General features: G+C 45.8%; 13 protein-coding genes. 4 read left to right on the forward strand and 9 right to left on the reverse strand.

Annotation, left to right across the window (positions count from 1 at the left end; genetic code table 11):
- Positions 1 to 89: 89 nt before the first annotated feature.
- From HMPREF0671_RS07255 to HMPREF0671_RS07265, 3 genes are all read right to left on the reverse strand, one after another.
- Positions 90 to 1274, reverse strand: a complete 1185-nt coding sequence (locus tag HMPREF0671_RS07255; protein WP_036898792.1) for an FprA family A-type flavoprotein — start codon at positions 1272 to 1274, stop codon at positions 90 to 92.
- A gap of 8 nt (positions 1275 to 1282) precedes the next feature.
- Positions 1283 to 2221 (reverse strand): carbohydrate kinase, encoded by a 939-nt coding sequence (locus tag HMPREF0671_RS07260; protein ID WP_036898795.1) that lies wholly within the window; start codon positions 2219 to 2221, stop codon positions 1283 to 1285.
- A 159-nt stretch (positions 2222 to 2380) separates the two neighbouring features.
- Positions 2381 to 3127, reverse strand: coding sequence for a four helix bundle protein (locus HMPREF0671_RS07265; RefSeq protein WP_036898798.1), 747 nt, complete (start codon positions 3125 to 3127; stop codon positions 2381 to 2383).
- Positions 3128 to 3424: 297 nt separating this feature from the next.
- Between HMPREF0671_RS07265 and HMPREF0671_RS07275 the strand changes: the two genes are divergently transcribed.
- Complete coding sequence (locus HMPREF0671_RS07275; protein ID WP_036898803.1) at positions 3425 to 4090, forward strand: Crp/Fnr family transcriptional regulator; 666 nt, start codon at positions 3425 to 3427, stop codon at positions 4088 to 4090.
- Between the two features lie 4 nt (positions 4091 to 4094).
- Positions 4095 to 5714 carry an RluA family pseudouridine synthase gene (locus HMPREF0671_RS07280; RefSeq protein WP_052052918.1) on the forward strand — a complete coding sequence of 540 codons (1620 nt, stop codon included), beginning with the start codon at positions 4095 to 4097 and terminating at the stop codon, positions 5712 to 5714.
- A gap of 13 nt (positions 5715 to 5727) precedes the next feature.
- Here the strand turns inward: HMPREF0671_RS07280 and HMPREF0671_RS07285 are convergent, their stop codons facing one another.
- Positions 5728 to 7389, reverse strand: a complete 1662-nt coding sequence (locus HMPREF0671_RS07285) for a putative transporter (protein ID WP_036898805.1) — start codon at positions 7387 to 7389, stop codon at positions 5728 to 5730.
- Positions 7390 to 7525: 136 nt separating this feature from the next.
- Here HMPREF0671_RS07285 and HMPREF0671_RS07290 point away from each other — a divergent pair, with 136 nt between their 5' ends.
- Positions 7526 to 8692, forward strand: coding sequence for an acyloxyacyl hydrolase (locus HMPREF0671_RS07290; protein WP_036898862.1), 1167 nt, complete (start codon positions 7526 to 7528; stop codon positions 8690 to 8692).
- On the opposite strand, the gene HMPREF0671_RS07295 is transcribed toward HMPREF0671_RS07290, so the two are convergent.
- From HMPREF0671_RS07295 to HMPREF0671_RS07315, 5 genes are all read right to left on the reverse strand, one after another.
- The gene (locus tag HMPREF0671_RS07295; RefSeq protein ID WP_036898808.1) at positions 8689 to 9906 is read right to left on the reverse strand and encodes a sialidase family protein; all 1218 of its coding nucleotides are present in this window, start codon (positions 9904 to 9906) and stop codon (positions 8689 to 8691) included. The two genes, HMPREF0671_RS07290 and HMPREF0671_RS07295, sit on opposite strands and share 4 nt — an antisense overlap.
- Before the next feature lie 165 nt (positions 9907 to 10071).
- Positions 10072 to 11742, reverse strand: coding sequence for a SusD/RagB family nutrient-binding outer membrane lipoprotein (locus HMPREF0671_RS07300; protein ID WP_036898811.1), 1671 nt, complete (start codon positions 11740 to 11742; stop codon positions 10072 to 10074).
- Between the two features lie 22 nt (positions 11743 to 11764).
- The gene (locus tag HMPREF0671_RS07305) at positions 11765 to 14869 is read right to left on the reverse strand and encodes a SusC/RagA family TonB-linked outer membrane protein (RefSeq protein WP_231725571.1); all 3105 of its coding nucleotides are present in this window, start codon (positions 14867 to 14869) and stop codon (positions 11765 to 11767) included.
- 596 nt (positions 14870 to 15465) lie between these two features.
- Entirely contained in the window at positions 15466 to 17334 is a 1869-nt protein-coding gene (locus HMPREF0671_RS07310; RefSeq protein ID WP_036898816.1) for a heavy metal translocating P-type ATPase, read from the reverse strand.
- Positions 17335 to 17398: 64 nt separating this feature from the next.
- Positions 17399 to 19381 (reverse strand): glycerophosphodiester phosphodiesterase family protein, encoded by a 1983-nt coding sequence (locus HMPREF0671_RS07315; RefSeq protein WP_036898819.1) that lies wholly within the window; start codon positions 19379 to 19381, stop codon positions 17399 to 17401.
- 229 nt (positions 19382 to 19610) lie between these two features.
- Here HMPREF0671_RS07315 and trxB point away from each other — a divergent pair, with 229 nt between their 5' ends.
- Positions 19611 to 20543 (forward strand): thioredoxin-disulfide reductase, encoded by a 933-nt coding sequence (gene trxB, locus HMPREF0671_RS07320; RefSeq protein ID WP_036898822.1) that lies wholly within the window; start codon positions 19611 to 19613, stop codon positions 20541 to 20543.
- The last annotated feature ends 303 nt before the right edge of the window (positions 20544 to 20846 follow it).

The following is a 20846-nucleotide window of genomic DNA, read 5'->3' on the forward strand; positions in this document are numbered from 1 at the left end:
TATTCCCCAATTATCGAATACAAGAAGTGCTGACAGACATTCCATATCATCGCATGGAGTCTCTGCCAGCACTTTCGTGTTTATAGATTTTATCCTCTCAGTTTCTCGGCCATTGCCTGACCAAGTGCCCTACACTTCTCTTTGGTTTCTTCCGTGAGTGCTTGTTTCATCTCTACCGGCTCACCCACTACGTCAAAATGGATGTGTTGCTCGTTCCATTCGCCTATCTTTTGAACGGCCTTGCTAGCCCATCCATAACTTCCGAACCAACCGATATAATGATTCTTGATGTCGCGATTGGCAATCTCTTGCAACAATACGTCCATCTCATGATAGAGACCATTGTTATAAGTCGGTGCACCAACTATCAAACCGCGATAGCGGAAGATGTCACGTAGAATATAAGAGTGGTGAGTCTTCGACACATTATACACCATAATATTCTTCACACCAGCCTGCGAAGCAGCACGAGCAATGGTTTCTGCCATACGTTCCGTGTTGCCATACATCGTACCATAGCATATTACCAAACCCGGCTCTGTTTCATATTTCGACATACGATCATACATAGAGACCACCTGATTGGCTTGTTCATGCCATACAGGTCCGTGTGTCGGGCATATATAATCAATCTGTTCTGCAGCCAATTTCTTCAATGCATTCTGTACAGGTGTACCATATTTGCCCACGATATTGCTGTAATAGCGGGTCATTTCCAGCCACGCCCAGTCGGTATTAATATCGCTATCAAGCAGTCCACCATTCAATGCTCCGAAACAACCAAAAGCATCGCCGGAGAAGAGCACGTGGTCTTCAACATCGAGAGTCATCATGGTTTCAGGCCAATGTACCATCGGTGTCATGAAGAACTTCAATGTATGGTGTCCCAAATCGAGCGTATCACCATGCTTCACTTCCAAATGATTGTCATCCATACCATAGAAACCGCTCAGCAAATCAAACGATTTCTTGTTACCAATCACCTGAATTTCAGGATAATATTTACGCAACAATTTGATGGAACCGCTATGATCCGGCTCCATATGATTTACCACCAAATAGTCTATTTTACGGTCACCCAACACCTCATGGAGACTTTCTATAAACTGTGAAAAGAAATCTACTTCTACTGAATCTATCAAACAGACCTTGTCATCATCAATCAGATAGGAGTTGTATGTTACTCCCGAAGGTAGAGGCCACAGCCCTTCAAACAGACTCTTATTACGGTCGTTGACACCTACATAGTAGATTTTGTTTTTTAATTCTATCATGATTTCGTCTAAACGTTTAAAGATTTCATTTTATTTCCGAACTCCGTCGATACGTAGTTAAATATATCTTTGCAACTCTCGGCAGAGAACATCTGTCCATATTCAATGGCTTTATCCCATTGTTCTTCGCTCAATCCACGGTCAATATCGTCGCGAGTCACCCCACCTTTCAGCAATCCATAGATGAATCCGGCATTGAAATTGTCACCGGCTCCGATGGTACTCACCACCTCTGTATCCATTACAGGATACTGTTTAGCCAGCTTATTCTCCGCTCTCAGTTCGGTAGGAGCATCTCCGCAAGTGCAAATGAACTTCTTACAGTAGAAAGAAATTTCCGCATTATATACTCTTTCGGCCTCTTTCAAGCGATAGAGTATCTCAAAATCCTCAATGCTCCCACGCACAATGTCGGCATATTCCAAATTTTCAATGAGGTTCGGCGTTATCTTCATAATCTCATGACGGTGCGACGAACGATAATTCACATCGTAGTAAAGAATTGCTCCGCGACTATGTGCATACTCCAAGAACGCCGCCACCTGTGGTCGAATCACCGGATTCACTGCAAAGAATGAGCCGAAAAGCACGATGTCATCGCGCTGTACATCGGGATAGATGAAGTCTAATTGATCATGCGGATGATCTTTATAGAAGATATAATCGGCATTATTTTTCTCGTCCAAGAAGGCCAAAGAGATGGGTGACTTACTCTCAGCAAATACATTCACACTATCGGCATTCACACCGTTGTCGCGCAGAAAACTTACCACATACTCCCCTATCCGGTCGTTTCCAGCCTCTCCTATAAAAGTGGTATTCACACCGGAGCGTCCCAACGAGATCGTGGCATTAAACGAAGAGCCACCGGGAACCGCCGAAATGGGTTGTCCGTTCTTAAATATAATATCGAGTACTGTTTCCCCGATTCCTATTACCTTGCGCATAGATATATTAATAATGATATGCCCCTATCTGCATTCCAAGATTCCGGAATACAGCCACGGCTTTTCTTCAGTATGCAAAGATAATCTAAATATTCATATATCGTGACAATGCCAACCGGATTTTTAAAGAATTATTGAGGGAGAAGGGGGTGGAGACGGTTATATATTCCGTGTTCCCTGACAATTCGGATAATCGCTACAACTCCAAAAATCTCGTCCTGCATTCGTTCCTCGCTTAGCTGTACGCCGTATCATTGGTTTGCCACATACAGGGCAAGATGGTAAACCTTGTGCCACAGCTTGTTCCCTCTGTGTACTCACTCGTTCTCGGGTGAGATTCTCAGTAAATCCACCTTCTTGTTTAAAGCGGTCTAACTGACTGCTTATCATCTTTTGCAACATAGAGATATTACGATTTATCAACAGCATCATTGCATTGAGTCGAGTTGACAAATCAGCACATTCTGTCCACAGTGCAAACTTCTTACGCTCGTTTTGGATATGTACCCAAGCATCATGTTCTATATCATCGCTGTATTGAGGACGAGATAATTGGATGGCATTAAACTTTTGATAATTTGCTGATTGCTTCGACCATGGCTCACATCCTATCTGCAACGACAAACTAAAAAAGTCGCCAAGCAATTCTGAAAGGCTGGCGCGAGCTACATCATTGAGCTTCATTTCTGTTTCACGTGATGTCTGATGCCTAGAACATCCCTCTGCTATATTGGCCGTAACCGACCGGGCAGCCATCGTCATTTGGTCGTATAAACGTCCACACGGGTCGTTATGCTGATTCAAATACCCTTTACAGAAAGCCAATGTGGCTTGTTGTACGATGTTGGCCATAATCCATACATCCAAAAAATAATAACCTTTGATAGATTTAATGGTAATAGACATAAGCTAATAGAATTTTATTCTTGACCGATTATTCGACTAATCGATTACTCGAATGGTCGATACAAATATACGAAAAAATCACATACACTCTGCTGCAAAGCCCTTGCAACATCACTGCAAAGGCGAGGCAGGAATGCTGAAGAGGGCACGCAGCATTGCTGCCACGGCCTTGCAGGATGACAATAGACGAATAAACGAGTTGACAAGTAAACAAGATGGGTTAGCAAAAGGGACAAGAATGAGTTAACAAATGGAGGAGATTTGGCTGCTCAACCGATTTTTAGTATATTTGCCAACATGGACAATAAGATATTGAAAGCACTCAAGCTATGCCCGCTATTCGCCGGAATGAGCGACATAGAGATAGAGATGACACTCTCGGCAGCGCACTACCGCATCGTAGAATACGATAAAAAGGACGTATTTTCGCTCACGGGAATGCCTTGTCAGTACGCTGATATCGTCATCAGCGGTGTACTGATATGCCGCATGGTGGGTCTCAGTGGCAAGCAGGTAGAGGTGAGTCGGCTCACCGAAGGCGACATCGTGGCACCCGCTTTCATCTTCGCCAAGAACAACAAGATGCCGGTAAGCGTAGAGACCGATACCAAAGTGAGCGTTCTTCGCATGAAACCGGAGATGCTCATGGAACTGATGAACAACGACCCGAAGCTGAATCTGAATTTCATACGCGTGCTTTCAAACATCGACGTATTCCTCACCAATAAGATGAAAGTGTTGTCGTTGCTCACCGTGCGTGAGAAAGTGGCCTACTTTTTACGCGAGGCTGCTGGCAAACAAGGTTCACTCACCATCAAGATAGACCAATCACGACAAGAGATAGCCGACTCTTTCGGCATTCAGAAATATTCGCTCTTACGCGTATTGTCGGAGATGTCGGCCAATAGAACCATCAGCATCAACGGCAAAACCATCACCATTCTAGACCGCAGCAAACTGTAACAGCATGGTTTTTCATCCGCTTACAGGCAATAACGAGTGCCCACCACGCTTCAACAATCCCTTCTATTATGAGCCTCATTCACTCTGTTTGACAGCCGTCGAACAGCTAAAGGCAGAGTTATCAGCAGCAACTTCCACACCTTTCGGTCGTGAAATCGCTGCCGGAAAGATGTTCGGTGTGCTCATCGTAGAACGAGACAACGGTGAAATGGGGTATTTACAGGCCTACAGCGGACAAATATGTGGGCGCAGCGATTGGCCAGATTATGTGCCGGCCATATTCGACTACCTGCAACCCAATGGCTATTTTAAGACCCACGAGCAACAAATCAGCGCCATCAACGACGAAATCAAACGCATAGAGAGTAGCCAAGAATATCGCCAACTACAGCAAGACTTGGCAACCACACAAGCAGAGGCACAAGACAGGATATCGGCTCAACGCAGCTTGATGGAACAGAGCAAGAAGCAGCGCGACCAACTCCGACAATCGGGCAAAGGCTTCGATGAAACCGCACTTATCAGAGAGAGCCAGTTCCAAAAAGCCGAATTGCGACGTATCAAACTACAATATGCTGACAAAGAGCAGCACATTATCGATGGAATCGGTCGTTTTGAATCAAATATACAAAAGTTAAAGACTAAGCGACATCAACGTTCGGACGCGCTACAGAGATGGTTATTCGAGCATTTCTCCTTGCTTAACGCGCGTGGAGAGACGCGTAATCTGCTTGATATCTTCGCTCCAACAATAAGCAAGATTCCCCCATCGGGCAGTGGGGAATGCTGTGAGCCTCGGCTGTTACAATATGCCTACGAACACCACATGCACCCACTACAGATGGCCATGTTTTGGTGGGGCGCATCGCCCAAGCAAGAATTGCGGCGCCACGGACAATTCTATCCAGCCTGTAACGGGAAATGCAAACCCATTTTAAATTGGATGTTGCAAGGACTGGACGTAGAACCTAACCCACTAGATGCCGACAATCATAACGAATTGCGCACGATAGACGTCGGCGAACACTATGTAGTAGTGAATAAACCGGCCGGCATGTTGAGCGTTCCGGGAAAGAGTAAACGCGAGTCGGTAGCCTCTATCTTGCGCGAACGATACCCAAAGGCCGACGGTCCGATGATGGTTCACCGGCTCGACATGGCTACATCGGGATTGCTCATCGCCACCCTTGACATGCCCACCTATATCTATTTGCAACGTCTTTTCGCTACCCACCGCATACGAAAACGCTACGTAGCCATCCTTAACGGCGAAATAGAAGTTCCTACAGAGGGTACCATTGCCCTACCATTGGCTCCCGACATCATGGATCGTCCACGCCAAAAGGCAGACCACGAACACGGTAAGCGAGCCATAACGCGATACCACATCATAGAAAGAAAGAACGGAAAAACACGCATAGCACTCTTTCCTGAGACAGGGCGTACCCACCAATTGCGCGTACACTGTGCCCATCCCGAAGGACTCAATTGCCCTATCTTGGGAGACGAACTATACGGTAAGAAGGCCGACAGGATGTATCTGCATGCCGAAGAAATAGAAATTGCGCCCGACGAAGTCAGTCCGTGGGGCGCAATGAAATGGATATGTAAAGCCGATTTCTAACGTTCGGCCTTGTTCAAACAAAGAACATAACGATGACTTGGGCGATAATCACTCGCACAAACATGCTCAACGGATAAACCGTAGCATAACTTACATTGGCCGTCTCGCCCTCAAGTGTGTCATTAGCATAGGTCAATGCCATCGGATTGGCCATGCTTCCACAAAGTATTCCACAGATGGTTCCGAAATCAAATTTCTTCGTCTTCAGCGCGATGAAACCGACAATAATGACAGGTAGCACCGTGACAAGGAAGCCTAATCCTACCCATAACGCACCTTCTGGGCGCAACACGGTATCCATAAAATGCTTACCGGCTTCAAGCCCAAGTCCGGCTAAGAAGATTGCCAAACCGAGTTGGCGAAGCATCAGACCTGCACTACGCGTCATATAAGAAATAAAATGAACGCGTGGACCGAGTGAACCAATGAGGATTCCCACTATGATGGGACCACCGGCAATACCTAGCTGGATAGGAACACTCATGCCGGGAATGACGAGAGGAATCGTACCAACGGCCAATCCAAGAATCATTCCGAGGAAGATGGCACCCAAATTAGGTTCGCTAAGCGTCTTCACGGCATTCCCCATAAAGCTCTCCACATGGTCTACATCTTCGGGAGCACCCACCACTGTAACACGGTCGCCATACTGAAGGCGTAGGTCGTCGGTGGCCAAAAGTTTAATATCGCCACGAATAACACGACTGACATTCACGCCATACGTATTGCGTAGCTGCAAATTGCCAAGTAGTTTACCATTGAGCGTAGTGCGTGTGACCACGATAACGCGGCTTTCTACCTTGGTATCGAGCGCATTCCAATCTATCTGATCTCGATTCCAATCGGTCTCAACCTTCTGTCCGAAGAGCAACGTCATGGCCTCAACCTCCTCCTTATTCGACACCACAAGCAGGCTATCTTTAAGTTCCAAGCGCGTAGTCGCAAGCGGAACGATGACCTGACTATTACGCCAAATACGCGAAATGATGAACTTACGATGAGTCATATTGGAAATCTCGACGATGGTTTTGCCCTTCAATGCCGGATTGACGACAACAAATTGTCCCACAGAAGTGTGGTCGGCATCGTCTTTAATACGTGCTTTGAGGTCGTCGGGCTTGACAAACAACTTGCGCAACACAATCATGCCGAGGATAACACCTACCACACCCAAAGGGTAAGTGACGGCACATGCCAAGGCTGCCCCTTGACTAGGCAAGCCCATTTGAGCCAGCGTTTGCTGAGCAGCACCCAACGCAGGCGTATTCGTGGTGGCTCCACAAAGGATTCCAACCATATCGGGAAGCGACACGGGCGTGAAGATTGACAATAAAATAGTCATAACCGTGGCAACCAATGCCAGCGCCAATCCCCATAGATTAAAAGCCACTCCCTCGTGGCGCAAGGCTCCGAAGAAGTTTGGTCCCACGTAGAGTCCAAGGGTATAAACAAACAATGTGAGTCCGAAACTTTCGGCATAAGAAATCATTTGCGAATCTACCGTTAGGCCACAATTGCCTACCACAATACCAACAAAGAAGACAAAAGCGATTCCAAGAGAAATTCCCTTGTAATGAAGTTTGCCTAATGCTAATCCGAGCGAGCAGATAAGCGACAATACGACGATAGCCTGTATCGCCGAATGCATACTGAATAAGCCCTCAAGCCATTCCATAAAAATGTGTTATTTTCTAACCATTGAAAAAAAACTTGCACAAAGTTACGACAAATACCTTGGGTCGGCAAAAATAAAAGGTATATATTTGCAAGTTTATAGAATAAATCCTAAATTTGTTGGGAAAATGATAACCATGAAAAGAGTGACGGCGCTTTGGCTCTCACTATGTTGTATATATCCTACAGAGATACACGCACAAGAGCCTGATACCACAACAACCATACACCATATTGAAGCAGATGTAATTCCATCGACCATCCTTCATACCAACCGTTACCTCCAAGGAGGCAACGCAGAAAGGCGTACGATGAACTACGCTTTCACCGCTCGACTGAAGTGTGCGTTCGCTTCGCCCGAAGGAAGCATGCAAGAACGCATCTACAGAGGTGCATATCAAGGTATCGGTATGGCCATACACGATTTCAATTGGCAACTAGGTCATCCTTGGTCGGCATTCATTTTCCAAGGCGCACGTATCAAGACCATCTCGCCATATATCAACCTGAACTACGAATGGAATCTGGGATTGACCGCAGGATGGCACCCTTACGACATAGAAAAGAATCCGGATAACAAGGTCATCGGTTCGCGCGTGACGGCTTATATAGATGCCGATTTATACTTAAACTTCCGCCTCTCACGCCATTTCGACCTGAATGCCGGTATTTCGGCCATTCATTTCTCCAACGGAAATACCACAGTACCGAATGCCGGATTGAACGTATTGGGCGGACGGATGAGCTTGGCGTACTATCTAAACCGGCCCAGACAAAGGACTCAAAAACAAGATACCATCCCCCATTTTCACCGTCATCTATACTATGACTTAGTGGCTTATGGAGCATGGTACCAATTGGGATATAACACAGACGACGGTCCGGTGATTATACCGGGTAAATATGGTGTCTTCGGATTCAACTTTAATCCGATGTATGGCATCAACCATTGGTTCAGTACCGGGCTCTCAGTCGATGGTGTCTATGACAGAGGAGCCAACATCTACAAACCTCTCGACAAAAAAGACAAATCGGTTGTGACGCTTGTATCGAATAAACCTAAGACCTTGGAACAAATGGCTATCGGCTTATCGGCACGTGCCGAGTTTATCATGCCATACTTTTCTATCAACGTAGGAGTAGGCCATTACCTGCTAGGAGCACAGGGCGACCTGAATGAGTGGTATCAGATACTCGCCCTGAAAGTGCATTGTACGCACCATCTATTCCTACATATCGGCTATAGTCTGCGTGATTTCAAGTACCCAAACCATTTGATGTTGGGTACAGGATGGCGATTCTAGTAGGTGTTACGCGTTAAAGTGGGCGTAAAGTAGCGCCCATTGGTAATCTCGCTGATAGACAACACCTCATAAGCTATATTATAAGTGGTAGGTCCTTCTTCCCATAAAAAGCCGATATTACCACCGATAAGCTGGGTCATCGTGGAATAAGCAGACAACTGTTGGCTTACTTGTAAGCCACGTGTCCATCCTGTGACAAGACCGGCTGTGCCAATATGAGTAGTGGGAAGTTCGCGATAGAAGAAGCCTACGTGGCGACGTTGCGGGCCGAAAGGTACACTCTGCAAAGCCAACCACACATCGGTTTCGTCGGAAGCACGACGTGCCTTAACCACTAAAATTTCTCCGTTGCAAGCATTCTGAATGCCATCGAAAGACTGACTCTTCATAGGTACATCCCAAGAGCCGCGACCTTTCTTGACATTAGTGAAGGTATAGACGTTGAACAAGCGGCCGTTGGCACGAGAACTAAGGATAACACTGCCATCGGGGAGTTCATCACACTTAGGCTCATCGCCTTTTGGACAAGGCGATTGAGTGGTGTTGCCTAAAGCTTTCCACGACTTTCCGAAATCATCGCTGTAAACAACGAAGTTGCCTTGTAGCGTACAAAGGGCTGCATAGAGACGATAGTAGCGCCCCACCTTAACATAACGGCTCTGGTGTATCTTACCCGAACCGAAGAAAAGGCTTTGTACTGGGCCGTCCTTATGCTTATCGAAGAGGCGGTATATTTTCTCAGTAATCTCCTCACCTTGATTCCATGTGTGGCCATTATCATCGCTATAGAAGCGAGCTACACGATTAGGATTGTTGCGACGAGCCTTGGTATAAGGGGTCTTTCCACACACACCGATAGCTAAAACACGTGGGCTGGTGCGGTCGGCCACAAGTGCACAGTCGCCAAAAGCGTAATTCCAACCAGCAGAAGATTCGTCGCCTGTACCGTCGGCCAACTTACGTTCGGCGCTCCAAGTCTTGCCTTGATCGCTGCTTTCGCGGAAGTGGAGGTCGATAGCACCATAACCTATGTCGCTACCACAATAACGATAGTCGGCCACAGCAATGATATTCCCATTCTGAGCTTGGGCAATGGCCGGGATGCGATAAGGCACACTGTCGGGCAATGTACGGAAAAGAATCTGATGGAAATGCCCTGCCTGCGAGCAGAGAGCTACGGCCGAAAGGGCTACGGTCAATAGAAATTGTCTCATGGAGTATTGCTTTTTTAATCTTTTATACTATATGCTGCAAACTTACAAAGAAATTTCCAAATAACCAACCACATAAGAAAGAAAAACGTCTCAGCCCTATACAACAAAAAACGAGTGCACTCTTGAGAATGCACTCGCTATTTTTGAATAGGGAATTAAATCGTATTATTTATCCCACCATACTCGTGTATCAAATCTATCCTTACCTTGACGAGCAATAGCTGCGTCGTAGTTGGCCTTATTTACCTGTGATTCCTTGCTAGGATAGATGAAGCGACGTGGGATAGAACCATCCTTTGTAGCACACTGACCATCTTCCTTAGCCATTGCATTAGGTGTCAATACAGGGAAACCAGAGCGACGCCAGTTTGTAAACACCTCATGAGGATCACCGAAAGTAGTGATGTAATACTGTGTATTAATCTGTTCCAAAGCCTTAGCTGCGTTGTAAGGATTAGCAGCGAGATAAGCATCTACCTTACCATCTAAGTACTGCTGATAAATCTTACCGGCATTGGGGAATTGCTTGAACTGCAAGAATGCAGCCTTTACACCGTCTTCATAGAACTTCTTAGCGTCACCGCTGATGTATCCACGAACTACAGCTTCTGCCAACAAGAAGTTTGTCTGCGCAGCTGTTACAACAAATGTAGGAGCTGTGGGGTCATTATAAGTGTAACGGTTAGGGATTGAGAAGTAGTTGGTGTAACGATCATACCAGTAAACAGGTGTACTCTTACCGTCTTTTACGACATGGTCAATGATGTGAGCATCGTCTTTTTTGAATCGAGGATCAACTTTAGCCATAGCGTAAGGACTGGTAGGGTTCAAGCTATAACCACCAGAAAGAAGACCTTCTTGCTTCTCTGGAGTCATATCACCATAGTCTTCGGCAGACAAATCTTTCTCAACCGACTTGATACCATTGGTTGCTGCAACAGTCGCAATCAAAGAGATACGTGGGTCTTGAGAATCCTTCAACATATCAACGAAAGTCTTGCTGAGGAAGAACTCACGGTCTTCTTTGGCATTGATTTTAGCAAATGGCTCAGCAGAATCATCCGAAGGAGATGCTCCGGGATGGTCCAATTTCACATTATCTGCGTAATCTGTGATAACACCATTGGCAAAAGCCTTAGCAGCATACTTCTTTGCTGTAGCCTCATCTACCTTTACTAGGCGCATAGCCAAACGAAGCATGAGAGAGTTAGCAAACTTCTTCCACTTAGCGGCATTACCTGCAAAATAGACATCATGGGCTCCCATGTCAGCAGTTCCAGATGCCAAATTAGCCTGAGCTTCATCCAATTCCTTCAGCATATCAGTGTAAATATCCTTCTGGCTATCGTAAACCGGATAAGAGAATTGATCAGGACGACCAGCTTGAGAGTAAGGAATATCTCCGTAAAGGTCTGTCATCTTGCCGAAAGCATAAACACGCATCACACGAGCGATGTTCCAATCTATCTTCAATTTGTCGTTTCCTTTCCACTTATCAACGCAGGTAGTGACGTCACGCAAAGCTCCACGGTCACCATTGAAAGTATCCCAGAACGAAGCAGAGTAACCATCGCTGTAGTTATAGCGGCCATAACTATCCCACCAGTCGATAGATGTAAGTTGCTGAGTAAACTGAGCTGAGTAGATACATCCGGTACGCCACATATCCCAGTCGGAGCCCAATGCCTGATGTTCCGCATTTGTGAACAGCATAGCCGTAGGCACATTGGCCTCATTCAAGTGCTCCGGATCAATATTGAGGTCACCAAAATCTCCACAACTAGAGACTCCGAGTGCAACTACCGAAGCTAATGCTATATATTTAAACTTTTTCATTTTATTTTCTCATTAATGATAATTAGAACTTAATATTCACATTGAAACCAATGTTTCTAGTTGTAGGATAACCGTTCAACTCAAGTCCTTGACCGTTACCAGCATTGACTGCAGACTCAGGATCAATGTTCGGAGTATGCTTCATGATTGTCCATAGGTTACGAGCAACAAGAGATAGGCTCAATCCCTTAACAAAGTTCATGTGAGTAAACATTGATTTCGGGAATGTATAGCCTAACGACAACTCACGCAACTTGATGAAGTCAGCACTGTAAACGAACTCTTCGCCAATGTTTGCCTTGCAAATTGCCTGATAATAGTCTTGAGCTGATACAGAAACAGTGTTGGCCTTGCCGGTAGCTTCATCAATACCCGATGCCACGATAGCACCCTTTGCATTGTCGGCTGTACGACCGTTCAATGTGTTCTTGTGCATACCATAGGAGTAAAGCTGGTAGTTTGTACCAGAGAAAATCTTAGCACCGAACTTTGCATCAATCAAGAATGCCAATGTAAAGTTCTTATAGCTGAAAGAGTTACGGAAACCACCGGTCCACTTATAAACCCCATTACCGAGTATAGTCTGCTCACCTGCTTGTGGAAGCCCCTTACTCAACAGAAGATTACCATTAGCATCTCTCTTATACTTGTTACCGATAATCTGACCATAAGGCTGTCCTACAACATTGTAGATATAAACATTACCGTTACGGCTCTGAGCTCCATCGATAGACAAACGGTCTACACCATCACCCAAAAACTCTACATTTGAGTTGTTATAAGCAAAGTTCAAAGTAGTATTCCACTGGAAATTTTTGTTTCTGATAGGATATGCATCAACCATAAACTCAAAACCGTTGTTCTTCAATTTACCAACATTGGCAACCTTAGAACCATAACCTGATGCAGAAGATGTAGATACTACAGCGATGTCATCGGTGGTCTTCTTTACATAGTAAGCCATATCAAAGTTCAAACGACTCTCGAAGAATGACAAGTTCAAACCTACTTCAAACTCAGAAATATGAACCGGCTTCAATGTATTGCTAGGATACTTGTCACCATTGTTCTGTGTTGCTGCAATCTGTCCATTAACCTTATAGTTACGCAATTGGTAAAGAAGGAGGTTCTGATAAGGAGAAGTTCCGTTAGATGCAGAAGCCAAACCGGCACGCAACTTACCGAAGTCGAACCAAGCAGGAAGCTGGTTACGGAATGTATCGGTGAACACCCAAGAAAGTGTTGCAGATGGGTAGAAATAGCTATTGCTATTGTCTGCCAATGTAGAGAACCAGTCGTTACGAGCTGTAAGGTTCAAGAACACTTGGTTCTTCCATCCTAAATCAGCTGTACCATAGAGAGAATTAACCTGATAACGCTCTGTCTTTATAGCCGGACGCTTGTCACTCAAGTTGTTCACAGACCACAAACCGTCTACTACGAATGGGCGACCACCATCTGAAACCAAGAATATCTTGCTGATATCAAACTGCTTGTTACCACCGAAGGTAGCACCAACAGTCCAATCACCGAATGTTTTATTGAAGCCCAAAAGGAAGTTGTAGTTGTTCTCATGGAAGTTCTTAGAGTACTGAGTCATCCAACCTGCAGGGTCAGCAGCTGCACCAACAGGCTGTACCTGCTTGTATTCGAAGTTATAACCATCGTGTTGAACGGCACCTTGGATATACAACCAGTCTGTAATATCCCAACGTAAATTGACAGCACCAACCAAACGTGTGCGGTTCATATCGTTGGTCTTACGATATTGCAACCAATAAGGGTTGTTGAAATAAACATTGGTACCACCAATCATTTCGCTTCCGTCAAGGTTAGTACCCCAACCTTTTTCGGTTCCCTTCATCCACTCTATGTCGAAAGAGTTACCACGATAAAGCAGAGAAGCATTGGTATTACCGTTACCATCGGAAAGGTTTGCACGACCATTCGACTTATCCGTAGTATAGTTAGCGGTCACTGTCAAGTGCAGATTCTTAAAGATGTCATAGGTAGTATTCATATTCAAACCTACCTGGCGATTACCTGCGTTAGGCAGAATACTCTTCTCCTTATTATAAGAAGCACCGAAACGATAAGTAATATTTTGTGCAGAACCAGAAACTGAAGCCGAAGTATTAGTTGTAATACCGGTACGATAGAATTTAGACCAGTTGTCTACATCCTTATAAGCATAAGTATTACCAAGGAAGTTGGTAGCTTCAGAGCCATCTAAAGCGGCACCCCAGCTATTGCTTTCGCCTTCTTGAGCAGCCTTTACGTTAGTAGGCTTCACACCATATTTACCCAAACCGAAAGTCTTTTGCCAATCGCGATAGTCATAAATAGAGTTGAAAGTCAAGTTCTCATTTACTTCAATAGATACCGGCTGATTCTTCTTACCACTCTTAGTAGTAATCAAGATAGCACCGTTACCACCACGATAACCGTAAAGGGCAGAAGCGGCAGCCCCCTTCAACACCTGAATACTTTCGATATCATCAGCGTTGATGTTGCTCAAACCGTCACCCATATCCGAGCCACCCCACATACCTGCAGAGCCTTGGTTGGTATTATCAAATGGCACACCGTCCACTACATAGAGAGGCATGTTGTTACCTGTAAGTGAAGCATTACCACGAATGACTACACGAGAAGTACCTGTAGAACCTGTACCATTACCCGCTACGTTCACACCGGCAATCTTACCAGAGAGAGCATTACCAATATTGGGATCACGTGCCAGCTGGAAATCCTCACCACCTACCTTCGTTGTAGAATATCCCAACGAACGAGACTGGCGCTTGATACCCAAGGCTGTTACCACAACTTCATCGATAGCGGTAGCTTCAGGAGTCATTTTCACGTCTACCTTAGAGCGGTTACCTACTTTTACATAAGCTGTCTTGTAGCCTACATAAGACAATTCGAGTGTTCCGTTAGCCGGACAGTTAATCGAATAATTACCATCGATGTCGGTAATTGCATTGATGTTAGTACCCTGTACCTTGACAGTTGCACCAATAACCGGCTGACCGGTCTCATCAAGGACATTACCTTTGACTGTTGAGTTCTGTGCGAATGCTCCAAAAGCGAAGCATAACATCAGAACAGTTAGTTTGGTTCTCATTGAGATCCAAAAGAACTTCATTCCTTTACACATTTTGAATTAAGTTTAGTTACAGTTACCCTAAACAGGGATTGTTAAAGTTATATATCTGGTTTTACACAAGGCAAAATTAGCAAATGATTTGATAAATGCAAATTTTTTAATACTTTATTTCAAATAAATCAAACAAAATTACAACTTTAAAAATTCATATAAACCGCTCAATACGAATATATTACACCGTTTTTAAGCGTTTATAGACCGTCATGGCATTCCTATATACTCATTTGAAACAGTTTTGCTATTAAAATATTTTTAGAACTATACAGAAGTTACAAAACTAAAACCATTCCACATTTTTTAAATCATAAAAGCATATTATTTAATACTTAAAATAGCAAACAGAAAGAAAACTTAGCTTTAAAAAGAAAGAAATGAAAGCTAGATGGTTCTAATTTTCTAGTTTATTCTCCTTTTCTTACCCTTCTTCAGGGAACAAAGAAGCTTTATATATAATATGGTGTAAATCCAACTGAAAGCCCCCGTGTCCAAAGAACAACCCATCTATAGTCGGCAAGTTAGAGTAAGTAGGGGCATACAGCCCCATCCTACCCTTTCTATCTCTTCCTTTCCAACAATATCCTTGTGGCATTCATCACGGCCAACAACGCCACGCCGCTATCGGCAAACACAGCTCCCCACAGATTGGTCAAGCCTAGCACGCCTAGCAACATCACCAGTGCTTTTACGCTAAGAGCCAAGAATATATTCTGCCGAGCAATCACATACGTACGTCGCCCCATCTCCACAGCCTCGGCAACTTTCGTCGGTTGGTCGGTCTGCAAGATAATATCAGCCGTCTCAACAGCCAAATCCGAGCCCATGGCTCCCATCGCTATGCTCACATCACTCATGGCCAATACCGGCGCATCGTTGATACCGTCGCCCACGAAAGCCACCTTCCGACCTTGTCGCTGCAACTCTTGGATATGTGCCACCTTATCTAGAGGCAACAAGTCACCATATCCATGCTGTATATGCAGTTCATTGGCCACCCTGTGTACGAGTTCCTGCTTGTCGCCCGATAATATTTCTACATGATTGACACCTTGAGAAGCCAAGCTTTCCACAACATGCCGAGCATCCTCTTTCGGCGTATCTGCCAATTTCAAGCAACCCACATATCGCCCATTACAAGCACAAGCCACCAATGTCTCGCTCACTTCTTGCAGCTCAACCGGATAGACCACCCTTTCTTGATCCAGTAATCTGAGTGTTCCCACGAGCCATCTGTCCTTACCATTGTGTGCTTCCAACCCATAACCGGGAATATCTTTGGCATCCAATCGCTTATCCGTGGGATGATATTCTGCTATGGCCTGCGCCAACGGATGATTGTTACTACTTTCCATTGCCGACACTACATCCTGCATTTCAGGCGTCAGGCCTTCCACCGAAGTAACGGTAAACTGCCCCGTAGTCAGTGTTCCGGTCTTGTCAAACACAACGGTATCTACCTCACGAATGGCATCTAAAAAATTTCCACCCTTAAAGAGGATACCGCGACGCGATGCCGCTCCGATACCCCCAAAATAGGTTAAAGGCACGCTAATGACCAATGCACAAGGACAAGAAATAACCAAGAACACCAAAGCACGGTGCAACCAAGTACTAAAAACAAAGGAAAAATCGGCCGTAATCAAACTATATAGCCACGGCAAAATCACCGTCAGCACGGCCAATAGCACAACAATGGGCGTATAAACACGTGCAAATCTACGAATAAAGAGTTCGGTCGGAGCCTTGCGTTCACCTGCTTTCTCGACCATCTCTAAAATACGCGAGATAGCAGAATCGCCAACCTTACGCGTCGTACGAATCCTAACTGGGCTGTCCACGACTATCATTCCGGCCAGCACCTCACTTCCGCCATCTATCAGCCTAGGCAGACTCTCACCCGTCAGAGCCGCTGTGTTGAAAGTAGCAGCGCCATCTTGCAGCACACCGTCCAACGGAACGCGTTCGCCGGGTTTCACTTCTATCACACTGCCCACACCTACTTCTGCCGCTTCGCGAGCCTCAACCCCACCGTTAACAATCACCATTGCACGGTCAGGACGATAGGCCACCAAGTCTTTGATATGGTCTTTGGCACAGTCTACCGCTTTATCTTGCAGCAGTTCGCCAATACAATAGAGAAGCATCACAGCCACAGCTTCCGGATATTCGCCTATGAAAAACGCACCAATAGAGGCCAACGACATCAGTGTAAACTCCGTAAACACATCGTGCTTCTCGCTGATATGCTCCCAAGCCTCTTGCATCACTCCCCATCCTACAGGCAGGAATGCAATGATATACCATGCCAAAAGCACCCACCAATGCCCGAACCAAGCCACATCAAGCCATGTCATCACCATCCCGACAACAAGCATCACTGCCGAGACTACTAGTTTCCAAGGTTGCATTATTTCTTCCTCTTCCATCTTTATAAATTTTGATTCATCGACAAAAGTAAAAATAAAAACATGCAACTCGGTTGCAAACTCCTTATTTACTCAGATATTCCACCAATCGTTCAGGTCGATTGGTCTTGATGATTGTACCTCCTTGTCGTATCAAGTCGCCCCACACGAGCTCGGCATCTCCATCCTTTTCCACATCTACATGGTTACCGGCAAGTCCTTTCTCGGTTGTATTGAAGCATACACGAGCATGTCCGCGCACCAGCGAGATGGCATGTTTGAGCAGCGAATTATTATTTTTGGAAAATCGTAATTCCACCATCACCGGCCACGACTTCAACGCCTTGCGTACACGAAGGATTGCACGTGGAGCGTCAAGGTCTACCACTGCCTTATGCATCCAGTTGCCTTCGTCTTTCACCGCACCCGGTAGTATGGCCACACTTTGCGCTCCTGCTTCTGCTACCACATCGCGAATATCCGACAAGAGGGCATCGGGAGCATCAATATCTACCAAGATACGCCCCTTGGCATAGTTCAAGACCTCTTTCAACATAGGCATTACCCATTTAGTCACCTGCCCACGGTCGTCTTTCATCTTCAGTGCTTTTAATTCCGCCAGAGTCTTGTTGCCAACAAGTCCCTTACCATTGGTCAGTCGTTCTAAAGTCCTATCAGAGAAGCAAACGAGCTGTCCGTCCTTGGTCTTACGCACATCTACCGACACCATTTGGCGTCCTCGCTCCACCGATTTAAACACAGCATTCAGCGAATTTTCCGATGTTCCGTGCCAATCACCACGATGCGCATCGAGCAACACTTCTTTTCCTGTGACGTTAAGTAGGTGGGCACGCAATTCGTCTATATTCTTAGAAAGTCGTTGATCGAACAACCATTCACCCATACCCGGTATGCTATAGGCCACACGCCAAGCATCCTTACCGTCTCCACCCACCAATCGTGTGTGTTTGATATTACTTCCTGTGAGCATCAGCTCGTGTACTTCGGCAGCTCGTTCGGCAGCTGTAGCCTCCAAAGGCCAGTCTTTCTCGCTCACCATGGCGTCGTGTTCGTCCCATTCATCGAGCATCTTATCAACACCGGCTATCGTTTTCGTATCCTTTTTACCCGATACCAGCCACAGATTTTTCTTGGCCAAAGGTCCCAATTTTCTTGCATCCCAATGCCCGGAAACCAGCAATGCCGAGGCAAAAAGGTCGGGGCGGCGTAGCAACATCACATAAGCCGACATGGCTCCCATGCCTTGTCCTGTGACATACAAGCGGTCGACATCGAGCGGATACTGCTTTTTAAGGAAATCGACCAGCGACTGACAAGCGCGTATTTCGTCGCCATAATGATACGTATCGTCTGCCGTCAGGCGGTCGAACTGCGGTGCCACCACTACACAAGGATGTTTTTCCTGCCATTCGGGCGACGCCCACACCGTGGCGCCATTGCCTTGTACGAGTGGATTCTTCAGTTCCTTGCCCACCCCGGAGGCATCGTGCAGGAACAGCACCAATGGATATTTCACGCCGGGTTCAAACTTTCGGGGTATAAAGATATTGTAACGCAATCCTAAACCGGTCGACCGGTCTTTATAAGTCTGCTGCTTGAAGTCGTCTACCGCAATGTTTTGTGTCGACAAGGTGTAGATGGTATCTCTCAATGCCTTCACCTTTCCGCCTCCAAGAACCTTGATTTTTGTCTTCTGTACGACTGCGGCCGCACCGATCAATTTAGCTGCCGAGGCACGTTTAGAGGGCAAAGCTATAGGCGACTTCAGCGCGATAAGCACATACCGGCCACGCTTCGAGACTGCCGACTTCTCTGCTCGGTCGTTGGTATAGACCCTTGCCACCTCGCCCCCACGCACAGTATATGTTTTCAACGTTAAACTTGTAGAGTCTATCGGGGCATCATATTCCAGCGCAACTGCCGTCAATTTTAGTCCGTCGCCAAACACCTCGTTGATGGCTTTGGCCCATTTCAACGTGTGGTTACCGGCATTTGCCAGTGTAGCAGAGACCAATAATCCTGCCAATAATATCGTTCTTTTCATCATTCCAGATTGTTATGAGATTGCTGCAAAGCATCGGCAGCAATGCTGAAAGGCCTTTTCAGCTATTTTGCAAAGGTACAGCAGAAAAACTGCAATGCCTCTGCAGTTTCTCCAAAAAAGGTTAAATATATCTTCATTCAATCCATAATATCAAGCAAAAGAGTTACCTTTGTGTCGCGGGCGTTAGAATATAACATATTGATATAACAACTATAACAAAAGGATAATAGACATGGAAAAGATTGATACACTGATTATCGGTAGCGGACCTGCCGGATATACGGCAGCCATCTATGCCGGTCGCGCTAACTTGAAGACCATCCTCTACTCAGGATTACAGCCGGGTGGACAGCTCACCACAACTTCCGAAGTGGAGAATTTCCCCGGTTATCCGCAGGGAGTAGACGGCAATCAGCTCATGATGGACTTGCGTGAACAGGCCGGAAGATTCGGTACCGAGATTAGAGATGGTGAGATTGTAAAAGCCGACTTGAGCAGCCGACCCTTCCATTGCGTCGACGACAGAGGCAACGAGATTGAAGCTCGCTCGGTCATCATTGCTACCGGTGCCACAGCAAAGTACTTAGGACTGCCCGACGAAGAGAAATATCGCGGTCAGGGAGTGAGCGCCTGCGCCACCTGCGATGGTTTCTTCTATCGTAAAAAGGTCGTTGCTGTCGTTGGAGGTGGCGATACCGCCTGTGAAGAAGCGATGTATCTGTCGTCTCTGGCAGCCAAGGTTTACCTCATTGTTCGTAAACCTTTCTTGCGTGCAACGGAGATTATGAAGCAGCGTGTCATTGATAAAGAGAATATCGAGATACTGTTCGAGCACAACACCGTGGGACTCTTCGGAGAGAATGGTGTCGAGGGCGCTCACGTGGTGAAGCGTTTAGGCGAACCTGATGAAGAGAGATACGACATCGCTATCGACGGTTTCTTCTTGGCTATCGGCCACAAACCGAATACCGAACTATTCAAAGACTATTTGGATTTAGACGCTCAGGGCTTCATCAAGACCGTTCCCGGAACATCAAAGACAAACGTAGAAGGCGTCTTTGCAGCCGGCGACGTAGCCGATCCCAACTATCGTCAGGGCGTGGTAGCAGCCGGTTCAGGTGCTATGGCAGCCATCGATGCCGACAGATTCTTGCAAGCTAATTAGTTAAATAAGGAGGAAGAAGGAGTTAAATGCCCCCATCGGGCATTGGAGTTATCGGTAGTTAATGGACATTTGTCTGCTAACTACAAGTCTCAAAAAGACACTTACTCTTGATAGTTCCCGAAAACTCCTAAACCTACTCAAGCTATCCTATAAATTATAAAAAGAGAGAAGAGGCAGCAGTCTTTTCTCTCTTTTTATTTCGTAATGTCATTATTATTTCATACCTTTGCACCCGTTCAAACCGAGAAGACCATTTTTATTAGGATAAGTAGGGAGGTCCAAGAGCTTGAACAGGAATTTATA

The organism is Prevotella sp. S7 MS 2, from assembly GCF_000762865.1.
Classification (GTDB): domain Bacteria; phylum Bacteroidota; class Bacteroidia; order Bacteroidales; family Bacteroidaceae; genus Prevotella.